The organism is Bradyrhizobium sp. DN3, from assembly GCF_041357655.1.
GTDB lineage: Bacteria > Pseudomonadota > Alphaproteobacteria > Rhizobiales > Xanthobacteraceae > Bradyrhizobium.
The window spans coordinates 24,195-47,654 of record NZ_JAULLN010000020.1 but is presented as its reverse complement, the minus strand read 5'-3'; the positions used below and the strand labels follow the sequence as shown (position 1 = coordinate 47,654).

16 protein-coding genes and 3 pseudogenes are annotated in these 23,460 nt (G+C 60.2%); 11 read left to right on the top strand and 8 right to left on the bottom strand.

What is annotated here, in order from left to right:
• The first annotated feature begins 138 nt into the window (after positions 1–138).
• Genes AAE027_RS26855 through AAE027_RS26840 form a run of 4 tightly spaced genes read left to right on the top strand, consistent with a single transcriptional unit; the run spans position 139 to position 6,893 of the window.
• Positions 139–1,647, top strand: a complete 1,509-nt coding sequence (locus AAE027_RS26855) for a Wadjet anti-phage system protein JetA family protein (protein ID WP_370986941.1) — start codon at positions 139–141, stop codon at positions 1,645–1,647.
• Positions 1,640–2,278 (top strand): DUF4194 domain-containing protein, encoded by a 639-nt coding sequence (locus AAE027_RS26850; protein ID WP_370986940.1) that lies wholly within the window; start codon positions 1,640–1,642, stop codon positions 2,276–2,278. The genes AAE027_RS26855 and AAE027_RS26850 overlap by 8 nt, the downstream gene beginning before the upstream one ends.
• Complete coding sequence (locus AAE027_RS26845) at positions 2,275–5,712, top strand: SbcC/MukB-like Walker B domain-containing protein (RefSeq protein ID WP_370986939.1); 3,438 nt, start codon at positions 2,275–2,277, stop codon at positions 5,710–5,712. Before AAE027_RS26850 ends, AAE027_RS26845 begins: the two co-directional genes overlap by 4 nt.
• Before the next feature lie 2 nt (positions 5,713–5,714).
• Entirely contained in the window at positions 5,715–6,893 is a 1,179-nt protein-coding gene (locus AAE027_RS26840) for a Wadjet anti-phage system protein JetD domain-containing protein (protein ID WP_370986938.1), read from the top strand.
• Between the two features lie 898 nt (positions 6,894–7,791).
• Here the strand turns inward: AAE027_RS26840 and AAE027_RS26835 are convergent.
• Complete coding sequence (locus AAE027_RS26835; protein ID WP_370986937.1) at positions 7,792–9,021, bottom strand: aminotransferase class V-fold PLP-dependent enzyme; 1,230 nt, start codon at positions 9,019–9,021, stop codon at positions 7,792–7,794.
• Positions 9,022–9,283: 262 nt separating this feature from the next.
• On the opposite strand from AAE027_RS26835, the gene AAE027_RS26830 reads away from it, so the two are divergent.
• Positions 9,284–10,435: a diaminopropionate ammonia-lyase gene (locus AAE027_RS26830; RefSeq protein ID WP_370986936.1), complete on the top strand. Its 1,152-nt coding sequence runs from the start codon at positions 9,284–9,286 to the stop codon at positions 10,433–10,435.
• A gap of 29 nt (positions 10,436–10,464) precedes the next feature.
• Here the strand turns inward: AAE027_RS26830 and AAE027_RS26825 are convergent, their stop codons facing one another.
• Positions 10,465–10,947 (bottom strand): Lrp/AsnC family transcriptional regulator, encoded by a 483-nt coding sequence (locus tag AAE027_RS26825; RefSeq protein WP_370986935.1) that lies wholly within the window; start codon positions 10,945–10,947, stop codon positions 10,465–10,467.
• Between the two features lie 133 nt (positions 10,948–11,080).
• On the opposite strand from AAE027_RS26825, the gene AAE027_RS26820 reads away from it, so the two are divergent.
• From AAE027_RS26820 to AAE027_RS26800, 5 genes and pseudogenes are all read left to right on the top strand, one after another.
• Entirely contained in the window at positions 11,081–12,196 is a 1,116-nt protein-coding gene (locus AAE027_RS26820; RefSeq protein WP_370986934.1) for an ABC transporter substrate-binding protein, read from the top strand.
• 7 nt (positions 12,197–12,203) lie between these two features.
• Positions 12,204–13,994, top strand: coding sequence for an ABC transporter permease subunit (locus AAE027_RS26815; RefSeq protein WP_370986933.1), 1,791 nt, complete (start codon positions 12,204–12,206; stop codon positions 13,992–13,994).
• Positions 13,995–14,060: 66 nt separating this feature from the next.
• Entirely contained in the window at positions 14,061–15,242 is a 1,182-nt protein-coding gene (locus AAE027_RS26810; RefSeq protein WP_245471351.1) for a M24 family metallopeptidase, read from the top strand.
• Positions 15,239–16,366 (top strand): ABC transporter ATP-binding protein, encoded by a 1,128-nt coding sequence (locus AAE027_RS26805; RefSeq protein ID WP_370986932.1) that lies wholly within the window; start codon positions 15,239–15,241, stop codon positions 16,364–16,366. Before AAE027_RS26810 ends, AAE027_RS26805 begins: the two co-directional genes overlap by 4 nt.
• 29 nt (positions 16,367–16,395) lie before the next feature.
• Positions 16,396–17,791: pseudogene (locus AAE027_RS26800) on the top strand (M20 family metallopeptidase).
• Here AAE027_RS26800 and AAE027_RS26795 read toward each other — a convergent pair.
• The gene (locus tag AAE027_RS26795) at positions 17,774–18,133 is read right to left on the bottom strand and encodes a hypothetical protein (RefSeq protein ID WP_370986931.1); all 360 of its coding nucleotides are present in this window, start codon (positions 18,131–18,133) and stop codon (positions 17,774–17,776) included. The pseudogene AAE027_RS26800 and the gene AAE027_RS26795 overlap by 18 nt on opposite strands.
• Before the next feature lie 120 nt (positions 18,134–18,253).
• Between AAE027_RS26795 and AAE027_RS26790 the strand changes: the two are divergent.
• Positions 18,254–18,735 (top strand): annotated as a pseudogene (locus AAE027_RS26790) (YybH family protein).
• Between the two features lie 131 nt (positions 18,736–18,866).
• Here the strand turns inward: AAE027_RS26790 and AAE027_RS26785 are convergent.
• From AAE027_RS26785 to AAE027_RS26765, 5 genes and pseudogenes are all read right to left on the bottom strand, one after another.
• Positions 18,867–19,494, bottom strand: a pseudogene (locus AAE027_RS26785) (LysE family translocator).
• Positions 19,495–19,532: 38 nt separating this feature from the next.
• Positions 19,533–20,162, bottom strand: coding sequence for an FMN-binding negative transcriptional regulator (locus AAE027_RS26780; protein ID WP_370986930.1), 630 nt, complete (start codon positions 20,160–20,162; stop codon positions 19,533–19,535).
• A 103-nt stretch (positions 20,163–20,265) separates the two neighbouring features.
• Positions 20,266–21,735: a MocR-like pyridoxine biosynthesis transcription factor PdxR gene (gene pdxR / locus AAE027_RS26775; RefSeq protein ID WP_370986929.1), complete on the bottom strand. Its 1,470-nt coding sequence runs from the start codon at positions 21,733–21,735 to the stop codon at positions 20,266–20,268.
• 600 nt (positions 21,736–22,335) lie between these two features.
• Complete coding sequence (locus AAE027_RS26770; protein ID WP_370986928.1) at positions 22,336–23,097, bottom strand: pyridoxamine 5'-phosphate oxidase family protein; 762 nt, start codon at positions 23,095–23,097, stop codon at positions 22,336–22,338.
• A gap of 21 nt (positions 23,098–23,118) precedes the next feature.
• Positions 23,119–23,376, bottom strand: a complete 258-nt coding sequence (locus AAE027_RS26765; RefSeq protein WP_370986927.1) for a glutathione binding-like protein — start codon at positions 23,374–23,376, stop codon at positions 23,119–23,121.
• Positions 23,377–23,460: the final 84 nt, after the last annotated feature.

Here is a 23,460-nt window from a genome sequence, read left to right as displayed (position 1 = left end):
TCCCCCTGGTTGCACCCTATTGAACCCGCCCTCAACCACAATATTCTGCCGCATATCATGAGTTTAGGGGCCGACTTGATGAGTCCTTCGGGATGAAGCCGGTCCAAGGAGCAGCGCCCATTGTCCTTGTTCCGCCATTTGCATGACGACGCGTTTCTGGCCTTTTCGCGCGATCACAAACACCTGTACGCAGCGTGTCTGCTCGACCTCCATGAGCGCTTCTTTTCGGGCGCGCCGGCGTTTCCGACGCCCCAACAGGTCGTCCACGCCGTCTACGACGTCATGCGAGCGAATCCTGCGTTGTGGAACGAGGGCGATGATTTCGGCGCGCTGCCGGAAATGATCTCGGCGGGCCGCCGCCGCATCCGGAAGGCGGATGTCGCGCTCGCCTCCGAGAAGGGCGACAAAGCACTCGGCCTGGCACGGCAGCTCTACGCGCGGTTACTCGCCTGGGGATGGCTCGAGGAGGAGGAATACGGTCTGAGGGTCACCGTCGACATGGCGATGGGACCACTCCTCGTCATCCAGCGGTTGGCTAGTCTCAACAAGGATCTCTCGCAGCGGTTCGGCGGACTGATCGTGCAGATCCGTCTCAATCTCGAGGCAGTCGAAAAACTCACGCCCGAGATCACCGACCGTAAGCAGCGCGAAGCCGCACTAGCTGTCCGCGAGGCGCGCAACCAGGCCGACCAGTTCACCAAGAGCTTGCGGGCAATTCTCGCCGACCTGAAGCGCATCCGCCGGACGGTCATGGGGTCGAAGACCGTGGGCACTCGCCTGGAGGCCTTCTTCGAAGAGTTCGTCGACCAGCTCTTGTTGAAGGATTTCGAGTCCATCCTGACCGTCAACCATCCGTACCGGTTCCGCGACGCCATCGTCGACCTCGCCCGACGGGTCTCCTACACCCCCGAGACCATGCAGGTGCTCGCCGAGGAATACGTGGCAGCCAGTATGGCGTCCGATGTCGAGGACGGGCGAATGGCCGCCGCGGACGATCTGTTGGCGATCGAAAACATCTTCGAGCAGATCGGCGAGATGTTCGATCGGATCGAGACCTTCCGCAGGCAGCTCGAGGCCCGGGTCCGCAACACGATCAAATACGCCGAACGCGGAGCCCAGGGGCTCGTCGGACGGGCCGGCGACTTGGTACGTCGCTTGGACGCGCTGCTGCGCGACGGCCGGCACGACAAGGCGACCGTCGAGTGGAGCGTCGAGCCGCTGCGGTCACCGTGGTCGGAGCATCATCAGGCGCCGACCAGGCAGCCGCGCCGCCCCGTCGAGGCGAGGGCGCTCGCCGGACCGCCATCGGATCCGCTGTACGAGCTGCGCAAGAAACTCCGTCTCGAATACATCGCGCGCATCGCGCCGAACCCCGAGGACGTAAGACGCTTTCTCGAAGGGCAGGTACCTCCCTTCGCGACCAAAGAAGCCCGCTTCATGGAGATCGACACCGTGGACGACTTTCTCGCATTCGATTGCGCCCGTCGTTATGCGCTGACCGGCGAAGTGCCGGCGCAGATCGCCGCCGGATTCGAACTCGAGCCGTGTCCAGACACGCCGCCGCACGACAGCGACTGGCTTCGGTGCGCCAACTTCCTGGTCCGGCGTTCGGGCCCGCTCCGGAAGGGCAGGACGGTCCATGCTTAGCGAATTCGAGAACATCGAGAATTCCGCCGGCGCCGAGAAGGCGGCCGATCTCCGGAAGGCGCTGCACTTCCTGTTGCGCCGACAATTCGTGTTCGCCGGAGACCCACGGACCGGCACCGTCTTCAACACGATCATGGACGGCCGCTTCCGCGATGTGATCGACGGCTTCTTCGACAGTTGCGGCTATCGGGTGCATCGCGATCCGGAGGCGCAGTGGGCGGGCATCGTCGCCATGGACGAGGACGTGCCGCTGCCCCGGATGAAGCTCGACGAAACGATCGTGGTGCTGGTGCTGGCGGCATATTGGCAACAGGAGGTCAACATCGGCGCGGTCGAAGATCGCGCGGTCGTGGTGGCGACCTTGAACGACCTCTTCGACCGTTATCGGGAGATGGCCCAGCACAGTGGCGGAGGGGCGATCTCCGCGGCCCGTTTCCGCGACATCCTGCGCGAGGTCGCCCAGCGCAACCTGGTCGAGATCGGCGACTTCGACGACGAGCAGCAGGATTGGGAGGTCAGAATTCGCCCGATGATCAAGCTAATCAGCGGCGGTGACGCCCTTCAGCGCCTGGAGCGTTACGTCCGCAGCGAGGAGGCTCGTTTCCCGCAAAGGATGGGAGGAGAGACATGATGGAGCTCCGCCATCTCACGATGGTGAACTGGCATCTGTTCGATGTTGCCGACATCGAAGTGGCCGGTCATGTCGGCGTGCTCGGCGAAAACCGCTCCGGCAAATCGACGATCCTGGACATGGCGCAGGTCGTTCTCACGGGCGGCAGCCGCCGCTTCCTGCGCCTGAACGCGGTCGCCGGCGACAGCGGAAAATCTCGCAGCGCCTCGAAACGCAGCGTCGTCGACTACTGTCTTGGAACTCTCGGCGAAGACCAGCGGCGGCGCGACGAGGCGCGCACCTACATCGCGCTCGGCTTCGAAGACGCGGACGGAGAGCGGCCGTCGGTCACCATCGGCATGGCACTGGAGGCCCGAAAGTCAGACACCAGGGAGACCGTGCTTGCACTGTTCGTCGCGGTTGGAGCGATCCTGACCTCCAAGGACTTCATCGAACAGAAAGGAAAGTCGCAGTACCCCGCGCAGTGGGACGACGTGCGCGCCAGGATTGTCGCCGCGGTCGGCGAGGCGAATTTCGTCAATCACCGCGACCGGGCGGGCGACTACGTCCGCGAGTACATGCGGCATCTCCTGCCGCACTCGCCGTGGGGCGAGCAGAACGCGAGCGCGCTGCAAAAGTCGATCGTCAACGCCATGACACTCGACCACAATCAGACCGCCACTCAGTTCGTGCGGAACTACATCCTCGAGGACAGTCCGATCGGGATCAAGGAGCTGCGCGAGTCGATCCAGACCTACCGCAACATCAGCGATATCATCCGGAAGATGCGCCTGAAGCTGGAGGCACTCAAGCAATTGAGGGAAATCCTGGCCAAGCTGGAGGCGACATTCGAAGCTATTTTCCGCGAACAGTGGATCGCCAAGCGCGCGGAATGGCTCGCTGCGCGAGCCGCCAACCGCGAATTCAGGAACAAGCTGCGACTGGCTACGGCCCAGCGCGACGCCGCCACTGGCGAACTCAAGTTCCTGGACGACGACATCAAGGCGATCGACGACGAGATCGAACGACTGACCGAGGCCATCGCCCAGCACGACGCCAAGACCGGCAGGAAGTCGCTGCAGCAGAGCGCCTCGGTAGCCGAGCAGGCAGCGCAGCGCGCGACGTCCGATTTCAAGGCTCGGCTCGAGACCATCCGGCGGCTGCAGCCGCTGCGCGCGATGGCGGGCCACGGATTTGACGATCTCATTCCCGTCGTCGAGAGTCTCCTTGCCGCCGCAGTGACGAGCTCCCTCACCTCAGTTTCCGGGGAGCTCTCTGCCGCGGAAGCCGCCGTGACGGGCTTGGGCGCGCAGCGGCTCGCGAAAGTGGACGAGGGGCGTCAGACGATCATCGCACAGGTGTCGAAGCTGCGCAGCGAGCGGAACGAGCTCCTCGAGCGGATCCGGCAGCATGCATCCGGAGGACCCGGAGCGCATCTGGAGGATGATACGAAACTCCTCTGCCAACGGCTTCGGCAGAAGGGAATGGCGCCGCGCGTGCTTTGCGAATTGATCGAAGTCGCCGAGTCCGAATGGGCAGGAGCCGCGGAGGCCCTACTTGGCCGCGACCGCGATGCGGTGTTCGTCGACCGGACGCAGATCGGAGTGGCCACGGGAATCTTCAAGGAAGGACGCCGCGAATTCCGCCGTACCTCCCTTGTGAGTCTCAACAAGCTTGAACAGTTCAGGGCCAAGCCGGAGCGAGGAACGTTCCCCTCGATCTTCCGGACGCAGGATCCGGACGCCCTTTCGTTCATCATGCGCCGGTACGGCTCGGTTCGGCTTGCCGACACGCTGGACCAGTTCAATAGGCCCGGCCGCGCCATCATGAAGGACGGCCTCTACGACGACGGTCTCGTCCGGACGCATCGGTCGATCGACCCGTCGCAGCACAAGATCGGCAAGGCGGCGCAGGCGAGCGCGCTGCGCGCCCTGCAGGAGCGAGCCGAAGATCTGGCGGATTCGCTGGCGCTGGCCGAAAAGGAAGCTCAAATCGCCGACAGCGCCTTCATGGCGCTGAAGGCGCTCTGTGATGCCCCTTCCAACGACCTGAAGGCCGCAGCCACGGCGTTTGCCGCAGCCCAAGCCGAGGCAGCGGACGCGCAGGCGAGGCTTGCGGCCCTCAACAGCGCCGGCGACGGCGGCCTCCGGGACAAAAAGCTGGCCCAGCACCAACTCAAGCAGAGAAGGCTTACGGAGCGCAAAACCCAGCAGGATGCCTTCAACAAGCACGACGGCGAGGTGAGGACGGCGCGAAGCAGGTTGAGCGATGGTGAAAACGTGCCTGGCTCTCAGCTCAACCTGAAGATCGCTTGGTCGCTCTTCGCCAAGAACCTCTCGCTTTACTCGGTGGCGAAAGGCCGCCCCGTGCACCGGGCGCGTCTCGACGCCCGGCCGCACAAGAACGAGGTCGAACGCCATCGCGTCGTTGCGGAGAAGTCCGCCAAGGATGTCGAGGCGGCGAACGACAAGCGCAGGGAGATCGAGCGGGAGGTGCGCGAGGCGCTGGAGGTGTATTTCGGGGAGTTCGGCGTCAGCTCCCAGGTCGGCATCGAGAGCGAGCCTCTCCAGGAGGTCAAGCCCTGGATGACGCAGTTGATCGACGACATCGAGTCGAACGAGTTGCGCCAGTACGAGAGGCAGGCGCGTGAAGCGGCGGAGAAGGCAGCCACGCTTCTGCGCGGAGAGTTCATCAACGCGCTGACTTCGCGGATCGGCAAGATGGAGCGGGATCTGCAGTCGCTGACCCGCAGTCTCCATGCCCATCCCTTCCACAACGAGCGCTATTCGTTCCACCGGACCCAGGTGGTGGAGTTCCAACCGATCCTGAAGATCATCGAGATCGGCAAGACGTCTCCGGAGGCGTTGGAGATGCTGTTCCGCGGCGACGTCCCCGACGACTTTCCGCACAAGGACACGATCCTGGCGCTCGAGGCGTTGCTCGAGGATCCGGACAAGGATTTCACCCAATTTGAGGACTACCGAAACTTCTATACCTTCGAAATCCATATGGAGGACGTCGCGACGGGGCGGTCGAGCCGCTGGGAGCAGCGGCGCGGCACCGGATCAGGCGCCGAACAGCAGGTGCCGATCTACGTGGCCATCGGCGCCTCGCTTGCGGCCGTCTACGGCAGCGCGGAGCGGCGTGCCGGAAAGCCTTCGGGTTTCGCGCTTGCCATGTTCGACGAGGCCTTCTCCAAGATGGACGGCAAGAACCAGCGGCAGATGATGAGCTTCTACAAGAATTTGGGGCTGCAGTTCGTGATCGCGGCGCCATTCGAGAAGCGGGTCGCGGTGCTGGAGCACATGGACACGATCGTGGAAGTGGATCGCATCGGCGAGCAGTCGAGGGCGACCGTGGTCGCGCTAAAGGAAAAGGCCAAGCGCGAGCTGATGGCGATCGATCCGGATCTGATGTCCGAAGATGAGCTCGCCACGCGCCTTGCCGCCGAGTAGCCATGGCGCGGCGCTTCACTGACGCAAACGAGCTACTGAACGATCTCCTGGACCGATACGAAGGCGGGGCCGCGAGCCCCATAGCGCATCCGGACTACGATGCGTTTTCTTCCGTGGTAGCTGCCGATACATTCCTAAAGCAAATCGCGCGCGCCGAAGAGGCCGGCGCAGTCAGTCTCGGAATGGGGAAGGGCGCCAGACGAGACCAGATCGCGCACGTCAGGCTGCGCGCGGCCAATGCGCTGTATGGCCATTTAGGTCGCGTTCCGGCCGGACAGCTCGCGCAAGATGCCGGTATGCGACTCGTCGCCGGCCTCGCCTTGGACGGGCGCCTGGTCGAGGCAATCCCGTCGATCACAGATACTTGGGGAAGAGGGAAGAGCTGGCATGGATTCGGCTCGTCGGATGTCAACAAGCTGCGCGATGCCTTCGCTCTCGCTCAGGCGATCCTGGACAACAAGCATCTCGACGTCGATTATAAAACATTTTCACGAAGGACGGTGGGTTACAGCAAGACGCTCGAGCACATAGAAGGCGTCGTCGTGCGGCTGCTCAACGGAATTCTCGAATTTCCGCCCGGCGCCCGCCCGCGAGAGGCGCTGCGAACAATCGGGTTGGAGCGCTTCGCTCCGCCGCTCCTGATCGCGGGGCGGATTGATCTAGATGGGGCCGATCTGTCCCGCGCCTCACCCCACTATCTCGGAATTACGCCCAAGGAGGCAGATCGCATCCGCTTTCGGGAGTCTCCGACTTACGTCCTGACGATAGAGAACTTCGCAAGCTTCAACAGGCACATTGCCGAGGCGGACCCTGGTCGACTTGGCACGACGATGTACGTGGGTGGCTATCCTTCGCTCGCCACCCAACAGGCACTGCGAACGATCGCGAGCATGGTGTCCGAACGCACGCCGCTCTTCCATTGGTCGGACATCGATCCGGACGGCACCTGGATCTTCCATACGATCGAGCGTGCCGTCGGTCGCCCGGTTCGACCTCATTTGATGAGCGTCGAAATAGCTGAAAGATTCGGCGAGGTGCCGTCGAAAAAGTCCGCCCCGGCGAGATGTCCGCCGGAGTCCGGGATTGCAGCTCTGGCGGCGTACCTGGCGAAGGAAGATGCCAAGACGCTGGAGCAGGAAGAACTCGATCCCATCCTGCCTCTGCCTTTTTCCAACGAATAGAAGATGTTGAGACTGTACGGACTTCGACCATGTTCCGATGCGGAGCGGCGTTGTCACTCGCTTTCTATTGAGCTCTCCTTCGGCAAGCTTCAGCTCCAGCGAATCAGCAGGAGTTCCAAACTTGAGCCGTGGTCCTCGACACCCTTCCATAATCAGCACAAGCAGCAGCAGAGGCGGCGGATCATTGTGATCACAGTCGCAGGCTGCGACGAAACCAAGCTTGTGAGTTTGCTGACCGAAAAAGGCCGGCCATCGGCAAAGACGCCGGCGCAGCCCAATAGGCCGATGGTCATAGCCATCTTGTTCGCCATGGTCTTCCTAGCGGCCATGGTTTACGGGCCGCTAGGAGCGCTTCTCGTCGAACTCTCTCCGGTCCGCACTCGATACAGCGGCGTTTCCGTAGCCCTGCAACTCGGAAACGGCTGGATCGGCGGATTTGCTTCGTTCGTCGCGACGGCGGTCGTGATTGGATTGCGACCGGTAACATCTTCGGTGGGCTCTCGTACACGGTGGTGCTTGCCGGCCTGTCGGCGATCGTCGGTGCGCTGTTGTTGCCGGAAACTCGTGGCCGCGACATCAACGTCTTATCGGGTGCGATCTGCGACACGTGGCGTCAATGTTTGGCGCCGCGGTGTCATCGTACTTGCGGGCACGCGTGTGTTGCCGCATAGCCGATGGCTTCGTGGTGGTCGGGGATGGCTTAGTTGGATGCTACCAGCACGGTGACAAGGAGTAACAGCCTAACGAAGCGTTAGGCCAGTAGCTTAGGCAGGTTCTCAGCTCTCGCGGAGTTGAAGCTGTCCAATTGTGCAGCGGCTTGCTTGCTGTCGTACCTTTATGAGCCGCTGCCCGATCGGGCGCCGATGCTTCCGACTAGGCAGCCTCGGCGAGGCTACCATCAACTGCTTATTCGGCGGACCGCCGACACGAGAGTTTCAACCTCCTGGAATGTATTGTAGTAATGCGGCGACGCGCGAACGACATCGGGAAGGTCTCTACGCGTTGCGTCCAACGGGGTGCTTGTTGGTGGCGAGACTGACACATTGATTTTCCCTGCTGCCAACTGACGCATGACCTCGCGTGCACCCACGTTGCGAACTGTGAAGGAGACGATTGAAGCGGGGCGTTCTCCCAGGTCATGAATCGACACTTCAGCGATTGCAGCAAGCAGTTCGCGCAGTCCCTTCGCAAGCAGACGGCAACGTCGTTCGATTCTCTCGATGCCGATCGAAAGAGCGTAATCGACAGCTATCCCAAGTCCAAGCCGCGCTGCATAGTTTGCTTCCCACGTCTCGAATCGTCGCGCGTCGGATCTAAGTTCGTAGCGCTCAGGTCCAACCCACGGTGCTCCGAACAGGTCGATCATGGCAGGTTCGACGCCCTTCAGGAAATCGTCACGTATATACAGGAACCCTGTCCCGCGCGGACCGCGCAAGAACTTCCGGCCCGTTGCGGTAAGCATATCGCAACCAAGTGCACAGACATCGATCGGCATCTGCCCAACCGCCTGACACGCATCTAGCAAGTAGGGGATACCATGTCGGCGCGCGATCCGTCCCACGGCCTCAGCCGGATTCACGAGGCCGCCATTGGTCGGCACCCACGTGATAGCGATCAGTCGTACGTGAGCATCAATCATACGCTCGAGCGCTTGCGGATCGAGAACACGATTTGCGTCGTCAGGTATGACCTCAACCCGTGCACCGGTACGACGCGCTACCTGCAACAACGCAACGTAGTTGGCCGCAAATTCGGCTGAGGTCGTGAGAATTCGGGCTTCTGGGCCAAAGGAAAGCGAATAAAAGGCGCGCTGCCATGCCAGAGTGGCGTTCTCGGCTAGCGCGATCTCCTCCCGTCTGGAGCCGACGAGCCGGGCAATGCTGTCGTATACGCCGTCGAGGCGAGCGGTGTTCTCAGCGCTTGCTTCATAGCCGCCAATTTCCGCTTCGCGCTGCAGGTATTCGATCATGCCGCCGACAACCTGCTTCGGCATCAATGCCGCGCCCGCATTGTTAAAATGGAGTCGATTTGCGACGCCTGGTGTATCTTCTCGCAAACGATCCACGTCGGAATCGGAAAGATCCGCGAATTCCGAATAACCTGGCGGCTGTGAAAAAGACGGCTGCACCGTAAATCACCTTTCATCAACTTAAGGCGCTACTTCGGCCAAGTTCAGTGCACGAGTCATCGAAGGGTAACTGGAGCTTCAGGCCCAAACCAGGCGTTTTACATCGAACAATGCCCAATTCTGTCATCGAGCAGCTCAAACTTTGCGGTAATCGCCATCGGGTTTCGCCAGAGTATGGTCTGACACGAGGGAGGACGAATTGCGAGCGCCCCTACAGCCTGTCAAGGCTGCATCGACCGATCCATCCAGCCATCTTCGACCCATGCTGCTGCGTCCGTCCTCGGACCTAAAGCACATTCCTTGGTGGTGCGACCGAAACGCAGGGGAGGAGCCGCTCTGCCTGCTTCGAGCTTGTCCGCGCTACGCTCCTACCAAACTGATCTCTCTGCCGCGTAAAGCCGAGAAGCTGGGCCTAGGCGAGATCTGGATCAAGGACGAGACACAGCGACTCGGCATAGGCAGCTTCAAAGGGCTCGGCGGCGCATACGCGGTGCTGAAGCTCGCTATGAAACACGTTGAGGGACGGACGGGACGAGCGAGTCTGCCGGCAGAGTTGTTGGAGCCTGGTGTGCGATCCATGCTTTCCGAGCTCACATTTTCCTGCGCTTCGGATGGGAATCATGGTCGTTCGGTATCGGCAGGAGCGAGGCTCATCGGAGCGCGGGCTGTCGTGTATCTCCACGAAGGCGTGAGCGACGAGCGAGCCGCTCATATCTCGAGGCTCGGCGCTGCGATCGTGCGTGTGGCCGGAGACTATCACGACTCTGTCGAGGCCGCGGCCAAGGCAGCTTCGCAGGACGGTTGGATTGCTGTCCCGGATACAGTCGGGCCGGGAGAAGATGAGACTGCCTGCACGCTCGTGGTTCAGGGCTACTCAATTCTGATCGACGAAATCATTGCAGCGACGTCGGGACAACCAAAGCCATTTACGCATGTTCTGGTTCAGGCTGGCGTAGGAGGCCTTGCAGCAAGCGTGTTCGGCCACGGCTGGGCGCGAGGTCTATTCGGGCGCGATACCCATCTGTGGATCGTGGAGCCAGAACGGTCGGCATGCCTCTATGAGAGCGCTCATGCAGAGAGGCCTGTACGTCTTCCGTCGGGGCCGCCCACGAACATGGCTATGCTCGAGTGCCAGAGCCCGTCGTTGCTCGTTTGGCCCATCATCGAATCCATGTCCACTGGCTTCCTTACTGTCACTGACGAGCAAGCGGCCGATGCGGTTCGTCTACTAAATGCAGGCGTGTCCGACGATCCGCGTCTTCGGGTTGGCGAGTCGGGAGCGGCGGGATTTGCCGGTCTCATCAGAGCAGCTGGCGAAGATCGAGGCAGGCTCGCACTCGGACAGTCTTCGAAAGTTCTGCTGTTCGCGACTGAAGGCCCCACAGACCTCTCAGCCTGGAGCGGGAGCCGTTAGGCTGCGGCAAAGAGAGCGCGCACGTCCAGTCAGGAAACGTCGAGATTGATGCGCGTCGTGAACTTGACTGTCTGCATCGCAACGAAGGTTGTGAACGACTTGATATTCTTGTCAGGGAAAAACGCCCTTTCAGTGAAAGCTCCATACTCTTCCATCGAATCCGTATTGACGACCAATACGAAATCGGCTGCCCCGGTCACGTAGTAACATTGCGTGACCTCGGGATAGCCGCTCATTCGGCTCTTGAAGGTGTCAAGTAGAGGAAGGTGTTCCTGTTCCAGAGCGACGAGCACAATTGACGTCACCCGCTTTCCCGTGACCGACGGGGCTACGATCGAAACATCAGACATGATCGCGCCGCTCTCGCGTAGCCGCCTTAGTCGACGCAGGCAGGATGTCGGTGACAGGCCTACACGCTCCCCAAGCTCTTCCGAGGTCTGCTGATTGTTCTCCTGAAGCAACATCAGCAACTTGAGATCGAGGCGATCGAGATCCGCGCGCGTGACGGCCATCCGGACTTCCCTCAAGATTGCAATTTTCCGGCACCGAGGAATGAAAAACGGCGAATTCCGCCGCCGGCACGTCACATTATATGCGCGAGCAGTGTCGGAGCAAGTGGCGTCATCAAGTAAAGGGAGAGCAGCTATGGTGGACATCGTGAGACGCAGACTTCTTCAAGGCACCGCGCTCATCGGAGGCCTTGCGGCGACGCGCTCGCTATTTCCGGCTCCGGCGATCGCTCAAATTCCAAAAGGCACCGGCGAAGTCGTCGTCTATGACGGCGGCGGGTCCTGGGGTGAAGCAAAGCGGATAGCCTACTTCGAGCCTTTCGAGCGCGAGACCGGCATCAAGGTGATCGCGCAACCTCGCACCGATACGGGAGCTGTGCGCGCGAGCGTTCTCGCGGGGGCGCCTCGGTATGACGTCACGATTCTGCCGGGTGGTAAGGCGCCGACATTCGAGCGAGATAATCTGCTGCTCCCGATCGACTACGGTTATTTCGACAAGTCCGACCTGGAGGCGTTTAGTCCTGTCAAGGTCGGCAAGTTCACCGTGCCTGCGATCGTCTATTCACTCTTCATCGCGTACGACGCGTCGAAGTTTACATCCAATGCACCGAACTCGTGGGCTGATGTCTGGGATGTCCAGAAATTTGCAGGCCGACGTTCGTTGATGGCCGGTACCTGGGCCTCCGATGGCGGGACGTTCGAGGCGGCGCTGATGGCGGACGGTATTGAGCCCTCGAAGCTCTATCCAATCGATTGGGATCGGGCGTTCAAGAGCCTCAGTCGCATCAAACCGAACATCGTGAAGTGGTGGAACAACGGGGCGGAAGCGCCCCAGCTTATCATCGACAAGCTCATCACAGCTGGCAGCGCCTGGAATGGCCGGGTTTCCGCGGCGAACGAACAGGGGGCGAAAATCGGCTACACCTGGAATCAGGGTATCTTGCAATACGACTGCTGGGTCGTCTTGAAGGGTACCAAAAACGCGGAAAACGCGTTCAAATTCCTCGCCTTCTCCGCGCGAGCCGAAAACCAGGCGAAATTCGTGCAGCACATACTATATGCACCGCCAAACTCGCGCGCCTACGACTTCATCCCGCCCGACCGCGCCAAGCTTCTGCCCACCTCGCCGGATGCGCGCAAACAGCAGTTTGTGCAGGACTATGAATTCTGGAACGCTCGGTCCGCTGGGGAGCGCGCGAACAACGAAATCGCCGTGGCTCAGTGGGAGCGATGGCTGGCCGGTGCGCGGTAGGATCGGGATGTCGAATTCGAGCGCAACCATAGAACCCAGGCGGAGCTGGTCGATTGGATGGGACAAGCTCACGCCTGTCCTGTTGCTTCTTCCGATCGTGGTGCTGTTCACGTTCGGCTACCTGACGCCGCTGTCCCAGCTTGCGCTCAAGAGCCTGCAATCGGATGGTGGTTGGTCCCTCAAGAGCTATGTCGAAATCGCGAGCTCTTCCTCATTCTTTTGGATCGTGCTGAGGACGCTCACGCTTGCCTTAACGGTGACCGGCATCTGCCTGGTGATCGCATATCCACTGGCTTATACGATCTCTCGATGTTCACAGAGAGTGGCGACGCTTTTGCTCTTCATCGTCACTCTCCCGTACCTCACAAGCGTCCTCATCCGAACATATGCCTGGATCGTTCTGCTTAGTCCCAACGGGCCGATAAACAAGGCGCTTCTCGCGCTTGGTGCGATTTCCGAGCCGCTCCAGATGGTCTTTAATTCCATCGGAGTCTATATTGGCATGGTGCAGGTCCAGCTCCCGCTTATGGTATTTCCTCTGTATGCGGCGCTGACACGAGTCAATCCGAATTTGACGAGAGCCGCACAGGGCTTGGGAAGTCCACCATCGGATGCATTCCTTCGCATTACGCTTCCGGCATCGATGCCCGGCCTTGTCAGCGGATGTACGCTCGTTTTCCTCTCCTGCCTGGGATTCTATATCACGCCGGAGCTTCTTGGCGGGCCGGACGACTATCTTATTGCGCAAGGCATTAGCCTTAGAGTCCTTATCCTCGGAAATTTTAGCGAGGCGGCCGCGCAATCCTCTCTGCTCTTGCTCGCAGTCGTTGTGATCTTTCTTATATTTCGGCGGCGCATTGCGGAAGAGCTCGACGACCGCCCGGGATCGGATGTTATCCCTGCATCGAGCGTCGTCGACTTGCGGTCTCCCGTCAGACGACCATTCGCAGAGCGCTTGTCCTCGCTGTCGCACGGTCCCATTTTACGCCTGCACGAATTTCTGTCTAAGATTCGTAAGCCGCTACTGTACGCGTCAGCAGGATTCGCCCTTCTCCTGCTCGTCCTCCCCTTTGCGGCGGTCATTCCGCTGGCGTTCAGTGACGCTCCGTATCTGACGTTCCCGCCGCCAGCCTATTCGCTTCGGTGGTTTTCTCGGCTGTTCAGTAACACCCAGTGGCTGGATGCGCTGAGCTTCAGCTTGCGCTGGGCGGGCTTGTCGGCGCTCTTGAGTGTTGGCGTTGGCGTCCCAGCCGCCTTCGCATTGGTCCGTCATCGCTTTTTGGGGCGACTTCCGATCTACCTTCTTCTGATCTCGCCTCTTATCGTTCCGCATGTCGTCATGGCCGTCTCGCTCTTCTTTGCGCTTGCGGGATCTCCGTTGATCGGCTCTCCCCTGGCATTCGCACTCAGCTACACGATCATCGGAACGCCATACGCTGTCGTCGTGATGATTGCCGGCTTGAAGCGCTTCGATCGTAACCTCGAGCGGGCGGCATCGAGTCTTGGCGCAGGCCCGATAACCACCTTACGGACCGTGACTTTGCCTCTTCTGTTTCCAACACTCGCGAGCGCGGCGATATTCGCCTTCATCGTGGGCTTCGACGACGTGGTGTTTGGCCTTTTCCTGAGTGGGCCATCCGCGACCCCGCTGCCTATGCGAATGTGGGACAATATCCGCCTGGAGATCAGTCCGCAGATCGCGGTGATCGCTGTCTTGTTCCTGGCCGTGCTGGTTCTGCTTTGCTTATTGCGTCTCTTCGTCGGAGCAGCCATTGAAGGACGCCGGACGCAGGTTTGAGCTTGACAATGAAGATGACGACTTTGAGACGCGTCGCATCGCATTGGCACACGGGTGATCTCGTTGGTGTCGCTGGGCAATAGTTTAAGAGCAGAAAGTTGTAACATGGTTCGCGATCTCACCTTCTCTGTCGACGAGTACAGGCGGCGATTGTTGTTGGTTCAGGCGCTGATGGCGGCTCGTCGCTTGGACTGCGTTATTCTCGATGAACCGGAGATGATGGCGTGGCTGTCGGGCTACACCGTCTCCGAGAACCTTTGGCGTACATGCGTCGTGCCGGCCTCGGGCGAGCCCTTCCTTCTGGTTCGCAAGCTCGATATACCGCCGGCGCGCCAGCGGAGCTGGATGGAAGATATCGTCGGCTTCGGCGACTGGGATGATCCGCTGGTCGCCCTGGTAGATGCCTTGCGCGAGCGGAGCATCACCCACAAGCACATCGGTGCCGACTTTCAATCGAACTCTTTCACCGTTCAGCGACACAATCGCCTTCGCGAGCTTCTCCCTGGCTCTGACATTCGCGATCTCGAACGCTCTGCATGGAGCCTCAGAGGACGAAAGTCGGCCGAGGAGATCGCCCACATGAAGCGCGCGGGCTCCCTTCTGGACAGCGCCCTGCAAGCGACCGTGAGGGAGATCGAACGTGGAAAGAGCCAGCGCGATGTCGCGGGGGCCGCTGCAAGCGCCTATTACAAACTCGGGTTTGACGATGGCTTCGTCGGTCCGCTGAATGTCGGATCGGGCTGGGACTCTCTACACGGATTTCTCGAAGAGCGACCTCTGGCGGACGGTGACATCGTTCATATCGAGCTCCTGCCTCGCCTGCGCTTCTATACTGTTCGCATCATGCGCTCTGTCATCGTGGGGCGAGCAACCGATGAGCAGAGGACGGCTGCGGAGACCCTAATCTCGCTACAGGACCAGCAAATTGCTGCGCTTCGGCCTGGTGCGGCAGCTGCCGACGTCGATCGCATCGTGCGGGAAGGGGTTGTGGCGGCGGGTTTGCGTGATTCCTACGACAATATTACCGGCTATACGCTAGGAGTGACGCCGCTCGTCTCTCAGCATACCAGTGATCTATATCGGTGCTTCACTCCCCACTCGGACTGGGTGATTGAGGAGGGCATGGTCTTCCACATGTATACCTCGGCCGCAGGTCTTGCGATGAGCGATTCCGTCGTCGTGACCAGGAGCGGAGGCGAACGACTGACCAAGACGCCACGCCAGATCTTCGAAACGGACGCAAGATGACAATCACGGCTGCGATGACCGCCGACCATTCGGCTAGCATTCCTCTGTCCACCAAGGATAAGCGGGGCGCGGTATCGGTCGACGCGATCACCAAGATGTTCGGTTCGGTGAAAGCAGTCGACGGCGTCTCGTTGTCGGTAGAGCCCGGCGAGTTCGTCGCCCTGCTCGGATCCAGTGGGTCCGGGAAGTCCACGCTCCTGATGATGGTCGCGGGCTTCGAGACTCCTTCTTCGGGCGATATCAAGCTTGATGGCGTCCGGATCAACGATGTTCCCGGACATCGCCGTGGTTTTGGAATGGTGTTCCAGAACTATGCACTCTTCCCGCATATGACCATCGCGGAGAACATTGCGTATCCTCTTCGTAGACGCGGTATGAGCGGGCGCGATGTCGAACGTGAGGTTACGAAGGCATTGAAGCTGGTCGCGCTCGACGGTTACGGTGCGCGGCTTCCAAGCCAGCTTTCGGGAGGGCAGCAGCAACGTGTCGCGCTGGCCCGTGCATTGGTGTTCCGTCCGCCTCTTCTGTTGATGGACGAGCCGCTCGGGGCTCTCGATCGCAAGCTTCGGCAGCAGCTCCAGATGGAGATCAAGCTGATCCATAAGGAGGTAGGCAGCACCATCATCTTCGTCACTCACGATCAGGAAGAAGCCCTGTCAATGGCCGATCGCGTGGCCGTTCTTGAGCATGGCCGCCTGCAGCAGTTCGGATCTCCTCGTGAACTCTACGAGGAGCCTGCTACGGCTTTCGTCGCTGATTTCATCGGCGAGACGAATTTCTTGCCCGCCGAGCTACGCCGGTCTGGCGAGAATGTTGAAGTAGCAACGCCGGATCTCGGGCTGCGCGTTGACTTGCGCAAGGAGCAGGTGCTCTCTCAGCAGGATCGAGGGCTGCTCGCGGTGCGCCCCGAATTTATCCGTTTGGAGATCGATGACGAGGGCAAAGCGACGGTGCTGGAGTCCGCGTACGCCGGCACCAACCAGAGCGTTTTGGTGCAAGTGGGCGGGCTGAGGCTGACCGCGCGGATTCCGGTCAAGCCAGGACGGCCGCTATTCCAATCCGGTCAGCGGGTCCGCGTTGAGATCGAAGCTGTGCATACTCGCGTGTTTCCGGCCGCCGGTTGAGGTCCCTTTGGCGTAAGGAGGTGCCCTAGATGAGCCGGAACGCCGCAATCTCGCGCGCGAGAAGCCATCTCGATTCTGGGGACTTCGAGACCGTGCTTTCGCGGCTCGTCGCCATTCGTTCCGAGAGTCAGAATCCGGAGCGAGCACTTCAGATAGTCGAATATCTCGACGAACTCCGCTGCATGCTTGAAGAGCTCGGCTGCGATTGCCAGCATTTGACTGCTGCAGGCGCGGATTTCCTCCATGCAGAGCGCAGAGAAGCGGGAGCATTATTGACGGTGCTCGGATATGGGCACGGCGATGTGGTTCGAGGAATGGACGAATCGTGGGCCACAGGAATATCGCCTTGGCGCCTCGCAAAGCTCGGTGATCGCTGGTATGGCCGTGGTGTCGCCGACAACAAAGGACAGCATGCCATCAATATTGCCAGCCTCCACGCTATCCTCGAGACGAGAGGTCGGCTGGGGTTCAACCTGAAATACCTCATAGAAATGGGCGAAGAGGTCGATCCCCCCTGGCCTGCGCGAACTATGCACGACGCACAAGAACCTCCTCTGCGCCGATCTTTTCTTGGCGTCTGACGGACCCCGTCTATCCGAGCATCGGCCTACTATATTCCTGGGCTCGCGCGGATGTGTCACATTCGACATCTCAATTGACGCGCGCGAGAGCGCATATCATTCGGGCAATTGGGGCGGTCTGCTTTCCGATCCTGCAATCCAGCTTGCGCATGCCCTGGCCACGATCGTCTCTCCGACCGGCCGTATCCTGATTCCAGAATGGCTTCCAGGTGGGCTGCCTGACTCCGTCCGCAGGGTGCTTGGCGATTGTGTCGTTGACGGGGGATTTGGCGGGCCTGATATCGATCCGGCTTGGGGCGAGCCGGGACTGACTCCGGCAGAGCAGGTGTATGGCTGGTGCTCGTTTGATGTTCTCGCCATGAGTTGCGGAAATCCGCGGGCGCTGATCAATGCCATTCCCCCGAGTGCCTGGGCACGCTGTCAACTCCGCTTCGTGGTTGGAGTTGATCACGAGGATATTGTACCAGCGCTTCGGCGACACCTCGCGAAGTCCGGTCTCGACATGGTCCAGGTGACGCCAAGCCCCGACGATGGTGTTTTTCTTGCCACGCGCCTCGATCCTTCGGATCCCTGGGCTAGGTGGGCCCAAGCATCGATCGCTCGGACGACGCAGAAATCGCCGGCAATCTTGCCCAATTTTGCAGGATGGCTTCCGAACGACATCTTTGCCAACGTGCTGGATTTGCCCACGTTGTGGGTACCCCATGCCTATCCTGGATGCCGGCAACATGCAGCCAACGAGCACCTGCCGATCGGACTCGCGCGTGAAGCTCTGGAGATTATGGCGGGGCTATATTGGGATCTTGGTGAGCCAGATACCCTGCCTTCAGTTCGACGAGGATGAGCTGATCGGCTGCGCTTTGCTGGCGCCCGTGGGCCGGGTGATCGCTTTTCCGCGAAGGCCTTTGCGCATTTTCGAAGTACCCGCTTCCCGGCTGATAGGCCAAGCCTCCGTTAAGGCGGCGCCGAGCGCCATCTTTGAATTCGCACGCTGAAGGGGGCAAAGCACATGGGTGATGCATCGGATCGTCATGGCTTCGCCGGCAAAAGTTGCAATTGCTGCGAGCTTGGTCCTGCTCAGCCGAGCCTTGAGGCTGCCGTCTCGAACCGAGTCGAGCAGGCGCTGCTGCAGGGTCTGTTTCCGCAGCCGATGTTGCGGCGCGAATTGTTGCGAAAGCCCTCGCACTAGCATTCGTGATCGAGTTCAGCCTCGGGACTGTCATTGCTGCACGGAGAACAAAATCTCACGATAGGACTCACGAGGGTGACCCATTGCCCCCTTGACTGAAGAAAGGAGCCGTTTGAGATGTCCTCAACTCCAACTGAGATATCCGGCGTCGAAAGCAAGAGAAACGACGGCGGCGCGCTCGATGCGCTGATCGACTTTTATCGCTGCTTCAACGCGCGGGACCTCGATGGTCTCGCGGTAAATTGGGCGGAAGGCGATGTGCCGAGCATGGACAATCCTATTGGCGGAATTCGTCGCGGTTGGCCCTCCATCCGTGATGGCTGTGCCAAGCTGTTTGGAGGAGCCGCAGTCGTGAACGTGACGTTTTATGACTTTTCCTCGCAAGGTGGAAGCGACTGGCACCTCTTCGTGGGGCGTGAGAAGGGCGCCTGCAAGACACCGTCGACTACCATCGACCTGCGCTTCCGAACTACGCGCTGGTCTCGAGGATGAACGGCGTCTGGAGGCAGCTCCATCATCACGGATCGATTGAGGATCCCGCTCTGCTCGCCGAATATCAGCGAGCGATCTTCGGCTCTCCTCTACAGAAGCCGGTGTGAGGCCTCAAGCCAGCCCATCCCATGCAGGCTGGTCTGCCCAATCTGTGAATCGCTGACTTCGGAACCCGCATCTCCGCACACCGCGCAGCGAGAGCGTTGGGTCGCTCGCGCGGATAAGCCAGTCTCCGAGTTCAATTTGCGCGACGCGCAAGTAGAAGCGTAGCTCCCAGGCTAACTATCACGGCGCCCGACGCCCGTCGCGTCTTGGCAAGGAATGACGGTCGCTTTGCAAACCCGGCTCTCGCCTTCGCAGCCCAATAGGTCACGATTAAGTCGACGCTTGTGTTCAGTACAACCGAGATGAGCCCAAACACGATGAACTGCGCGGCGACGTACGCGGTTGGGTCGACGAATTGCGGGATGAAGGCGAGAAAGAATGCGGTCGTCTTCGGGTTGAACGCCTCGACCACGATGCCTTCGCGAAAGGCGCGATGCGACCCCGTCGTTTGAACCCCCGTTTGGTTCGAGGACTCGGGCTTCGCGCCATGTCTTGATCCCGAGCCAGATGAGATACAGGGCTCCCGCGATCTTCAGAAAAGTGAACGCCTCCGCGCTTGCCATGACGAGCGTAGATATTCCGACGGCGCCGCCGAAAACGTGCATAAGCCCGCCGAGTCCGAGGCCAAGGCTCGATGCCAATCCTTCGGTGCGCCCGCCGGCAAGCGTTCGCGCCACGATGTAGAAGATGCCTGGCCCCGGCGTTATTGCGACAACGACGGCCGCTGCCAAGAACAAAAGGAGGGTCTGAAAGCCAGGCATCGTTTACCCGTGATCGTGTTAATTTGGGGACTCTCGCCTCAGCCCTGAACCGGAATGAGCAGTCCCGCTTCTCGATCCCTCGGCTCCTCGCTTGCCACAAGGCCGGCGGCGACGCGGGTGCGGTCAGCTTCGGGACGGTTCTGGCTCATCTTGCGCTTGCCTTCGAACCTGGTGACGGGAATGCGCACCCCAACGATCCCGCGCAACTGTGCTGCGATGTAATCGGCGGGAGCTTCGTCAACGGTCCAAGGCGTCGCGCGCGGCCTCTCGTGAATGTTCGTAAGGCGTGTGACAACCTCCAGCAAGCGTTCGGAATCATGGAAGAAATCAACCGGGCCATGGGCGTGGACAGCGATGTAGTTCCATGTCGGCACCACCTTCCCGGTTTCTTGCTTGGTGGCGTACCAGGAGGGCGTCACATAGGCTTCTGGACCCATGAAGATTGCGAGGGCTTCGCCGATCGGGGAGGCCTTCCATTGTGGATTGGCCTTTGCCACGTGCCCGTACAACACGCCGCGCTCGCCTTCGGTCTCGTCGAGGAACAGCGGCAGGGGCGTCGCAATTGGACCGTCTGCCGTGGCGGTGACCAAATTGGCCAGCCGAGCAGAGCGGATCGTCGCTCGGATATTGTCCAGGTCATCGTCCCTGAAGGCGGGGGGCACATACATAGTGTTTCTCCATTCTGCGCCTGAGATAACGCCCGCCTGGTATGGATGAAACTGCCAGTTACTGAAAATTGTGGTAGTCCAGTTAGCCGCGCCGCTATCGGCGTTAACGAAGCTGCTCCACCGCTTGAGCCAGCAGTTGACAGCCACGCTCGATCTGGCGGGGCTGCAGAGCGGCATAACCCATGACCAGCCCAGCAAGATCCGGCCGGCGCCCACGACCGGCATGTCGTGGATCGAAGAGCGGAGAGACGGGGTAGATACCTACGCCCCTCGCGCGCGCAGCCTCGATCAATATTGCTTCGTACGCCTGAGGCAGATCGCAAAACCAGACTACGACATGCAAGCCGGCTGCGGCGCCGTCGATCTGGATGCGATCGCCAAATCTGCGGCGTAAGGCATCGAGCAGCATTTTCCGACGCTCGCCATTGCGCCTTCGGATGCGATTGACATGGCTGTCGTAGGTCCCGGTCTCGAGCATCGTGGCAAGCGCCTCCTGCTCAAACAACGGCGTGTGCCGGTCGATGCCCTGCTTGGCGGCAGAGAAGATGGACTGTAGTTCGGGCGGCACAACCAGGTAGCCGATCCTCAGCGTGGGCGAGAGCGTCTTCGAAACGGTACCAAGATAGATGACGTTCTCGCTATCTTCGAGGGCGTGCAGCGGGGGAATGGGCTTGGCGTCATAGCGGTACTCGCTGTCGTAGTCATCTTCGATCACGTAAGCGTTGAATTTCTTTGCCCAGTTGAGTAACTGCTGCCGGCGCCCTATTGGCATGACGCTGCCCAACGGAAATTGATGCGACGGCGTCACGTAGGCAACGCGTGCTTCCGTCTTTCTGAGCCGCTCTGTGAGCAATCCGTCCTTATCGACCGGAATTGGCACAGCGGTAGCCCCCGTGGCCGAGAAGGCGTGCTTTGCCATCAAGTAGCCGGGATCTTCCATGACGAACCGATCGCCGGGGTCTAGCAGTAGACGCGCGCACAGATCGAGCCCCTGTTGCGAACCATTCACGACAATGATCTGATCGGTGTCGCATCGGACAGCCCTCGAGCGCCAGAGATAGCCCTGGAGCGCGGCGCGTAACCGCCGACATCCGCACGGATCGTTGTAGGCCAATCTTTCGGGCCGCTGCGTAATCGCGGCAACCACGGCCTTTTTCCACGCGAGCACGGGGAAATCCGACGGAGAGAGGTCGCCATACCGAAAGTTTGCCACGAGGTCGCGAACTCGCTCCTCCGGCCGCGGCGCTGTCTGCCTCACACGCTCGCCATACATCGACAGCCGCACCTTGCGCGAGGACGGCCGGGACTTCGTCGCGTTGTGCTCCATTTCAGCAACAGCTCTTGCAACGCGCGGGCGGGCGCCATGACGGATATTGATGAAACCTTCGGCCGCGAGTTGTTCGTAGGCGACTGTCACGGTGCTGCGAGATACGCCGAGCTCTCCGGCAAGCCCGCGAGACGACGGCAGCAGGCCATCGGCGCCATAAACATGCCCCAGGATCTGGCCCTTGAGGGCGTCGTAGATTTGACGTGCTCCTACGCTCCCAGTGCCCTTTGGCGTGGACGTCTTCATCTGGCCATTCAAAGTGAGTTAGTGTTGCTTCGCAGTTGGGCTAGTCTGTAGGCTTTCTTGCTGAATGCCAACTAACTTTGCCCAAGTCGGAGAATGGAGCAAAGAAACCTCAATAGGAGGCTTCTTGTCGAGAGCCGCATGCTTGAGAATCGAACGTTGTCGCTTGCAGCCGCGGCATTGCTGCGATGGCCACTTGCGGACCATTATGGCCCCGAACTTGCGTTTCCTTTCCGTACTTCCGCGAGTACCGATGTTCTTGCCCAATCCGAGGTTCGCACGAAGTTGAACTCGCTTGAGGACTCGCGAGTGACCCACGCGAACGGCGGATAATACGTTGGTTTGATTGGTGTGAGAAACGCGGATCGGGAGCAACTGAGTTCAGCGGCCGCGGCGTAGAAAACGTAAACCTAACTATCTCCCCAAAGTCCTGTCATGGACGCGAAGGGAGAGAATTCCACGCCCGGATCGGACCGAATGGACGCGGTTTCCGCCAAATATCCATCTCCGACATGTAATCGCCAGGCCCTTTGGGCGCCTGAATAGCCAGCTATCCGCGGATCGTTCCAAAGAATTTCAACGCGGCCTCGAATGTGTACCAGATCACCGGTCGAAAAATCGATGAAGAGCATATGGATGGACTGAAAAGTTGCCCAACGTGTTGAAATACAGGTTACCGGAGAAGTCAGGCACAGTTATCTCGTGATCGCTGGCAAGGACGAATCCGGGGCGTCCGCCACGATGGGATATATCGCAGTCATAGGTGCCGGGCACTCTGTCCTGTGCCGGAGTGCAGGACGCCACAAAGAAAGTGTCCGCGTTCTGAATGACATGCTTCACCCGATCGTTGAGCTGTTTGAATTCAAATCTCGGCTTCTGGCCTGACCCGAGGCCATCCGCGGTTATGCCTTTGCGGATCTCGATGTATTTGGCACAATTGCCGAAGCTTTGATGCACGATAAGCTCAAAGCCGTCGGCATCGACACTCACAGTGCGTCCGTTGAGCCTGTTTCGCCGTCGATTGGTCAGGTCTAGACCTAGCAGCCCCAAATTCGCGCCAGCCACCAGATTCTCGTTCAAGGTGTTGTCCGCAGATCGGCCAGCCCTTACCAGCAGGCGCGTCGGATTTGGCGACGATATGAAGCCTCGCGGCCCAGTCAGGACCGATGCGCTTGGCCGCCCGTCCTTGTCGGCTGACCCGACAAAGACATAAGTCAGGTTGGTGAAGAAATCCCGATGCTGTACCGGCATCTCCTTTCGAATTGCCACCTTTGCATGCTTGCGGATGTTGTCATCCACACCAGCCCGCCGCTGGACTTCTAGTTCACCCGAGTGAAACGGAGACGAAGCGCGTTCCGGCACCATGATGCACTCTCTAGGAGCCTGCTATCGGGGCGCTGGCGGCATTGACTCGAACTTCGGCAAAGCCTCGATACGCTCAAGCCATCGAACGATGTTCTGATGGGACTTCAACGACACGCCGCCTTCCGGTGCGGCGCGCGTATAACTGTAGCATGCGATGTCAGCCACAGTGGGCAGGGCAGTCGCCACGAACTTCCGTTCTGCGAGATGCTCGTCCATCACCTTGAAAAGCCGATCCGCCAGCTCGATGGACCGCTCACGATCTACCGATCGTCCAAACACGGTGCCAAGAGGAGCGGTAGCTGGGCCAAACGCGAGCGGGCCGGCAGCGACGGAGAGCCTACGCGTCTCAAGGAAACCCAGACC

What these genes read in the sequence shown, in the direction of transcription:
- AAE027_RS26850 (WP_370986940.1), top strand. Translation starts at nt 1,640, where the DNA reads ATGCTTAGCGAATTCGAGAACATCGAGAATTCCGCCGGCGCCGAGAAG.
- AAE027_RS26845 (WP_370986939.1), top strand. Translation starts at nt 2,275, where the DNA reads ATGATGGAGCTCCGCCATCTCACGATGGTGAACTGGCATCTGTTCGAT.
- AAE027_RS26840 (WP_370986938.1), top strand. Translation starts at nt 5,715, where the DNA reads ATGGCGCGGCGCTTCACTGACGCAAACGAGCTACTGAACGATCTCCTG.
- AAE027_RS26830 (WP_370986936.1), top strand. Translation starts at nt 9,284, where the DNA reads ATGCTGCTGCGTCCGTCCTCGGACCTAAAGCACATTCCTTGGTGGTGC.
- AAE027_RS26825 (WP_370986935.1), bottom strand. Translation starts at nt 10,947, where the DNA reads ATGGCCGTCACGCGCGCGGATCTCGATCGCCTCGATCTCAAGTTGCTG.
- AAE027_RS26820 (WP_370986934.1), top strand. Translation starts at nt 11,081, where the DNA reads ATGGTGGACATCGTGAGACGCAGACTTCTTCAAGGCACCGCGCTCATC.
- AAE027_RS26815 (WP_370986933.1), top strand. Translation starts at nt 12,204, where the DNA reads ATGTCGAATTCGAGCGCAACCATAGAACCCAGGCGGAGCTGGTCGATT.
- AAE027_RS26805 (WP_370986932.1), top strand. Translation starts at nt 15,239, where the DNA reads ATGACAATCACGGCTGCGATGACCGCCGACCATTCGGCTAGCATTCCT.
- AAE027_RS26780 (WP_370986930.1), bottom strand. Translation starts at nt 20,162, where the DNA reads ATGTATGTGCCCCCCGCCTTCAGGGACGATGACCTGGACAATATCCGA.
- pdxR (WP_370986929.1), bottom strand. Translation starts at nt 21,735, where the DNA reads ATGAAGACGTCCACGCCAAAGGGCACTGGGAGCGTAGGAGCACGTCAA.
- AAE027_RS26770 (WP_370986928.1), bottom strand. Translation starts at nt 23,097, where the DNA reads ATGGTGCCGGAACGCGCTTCGTCTCCGTTTCACTCGGGTGAACTAGAA.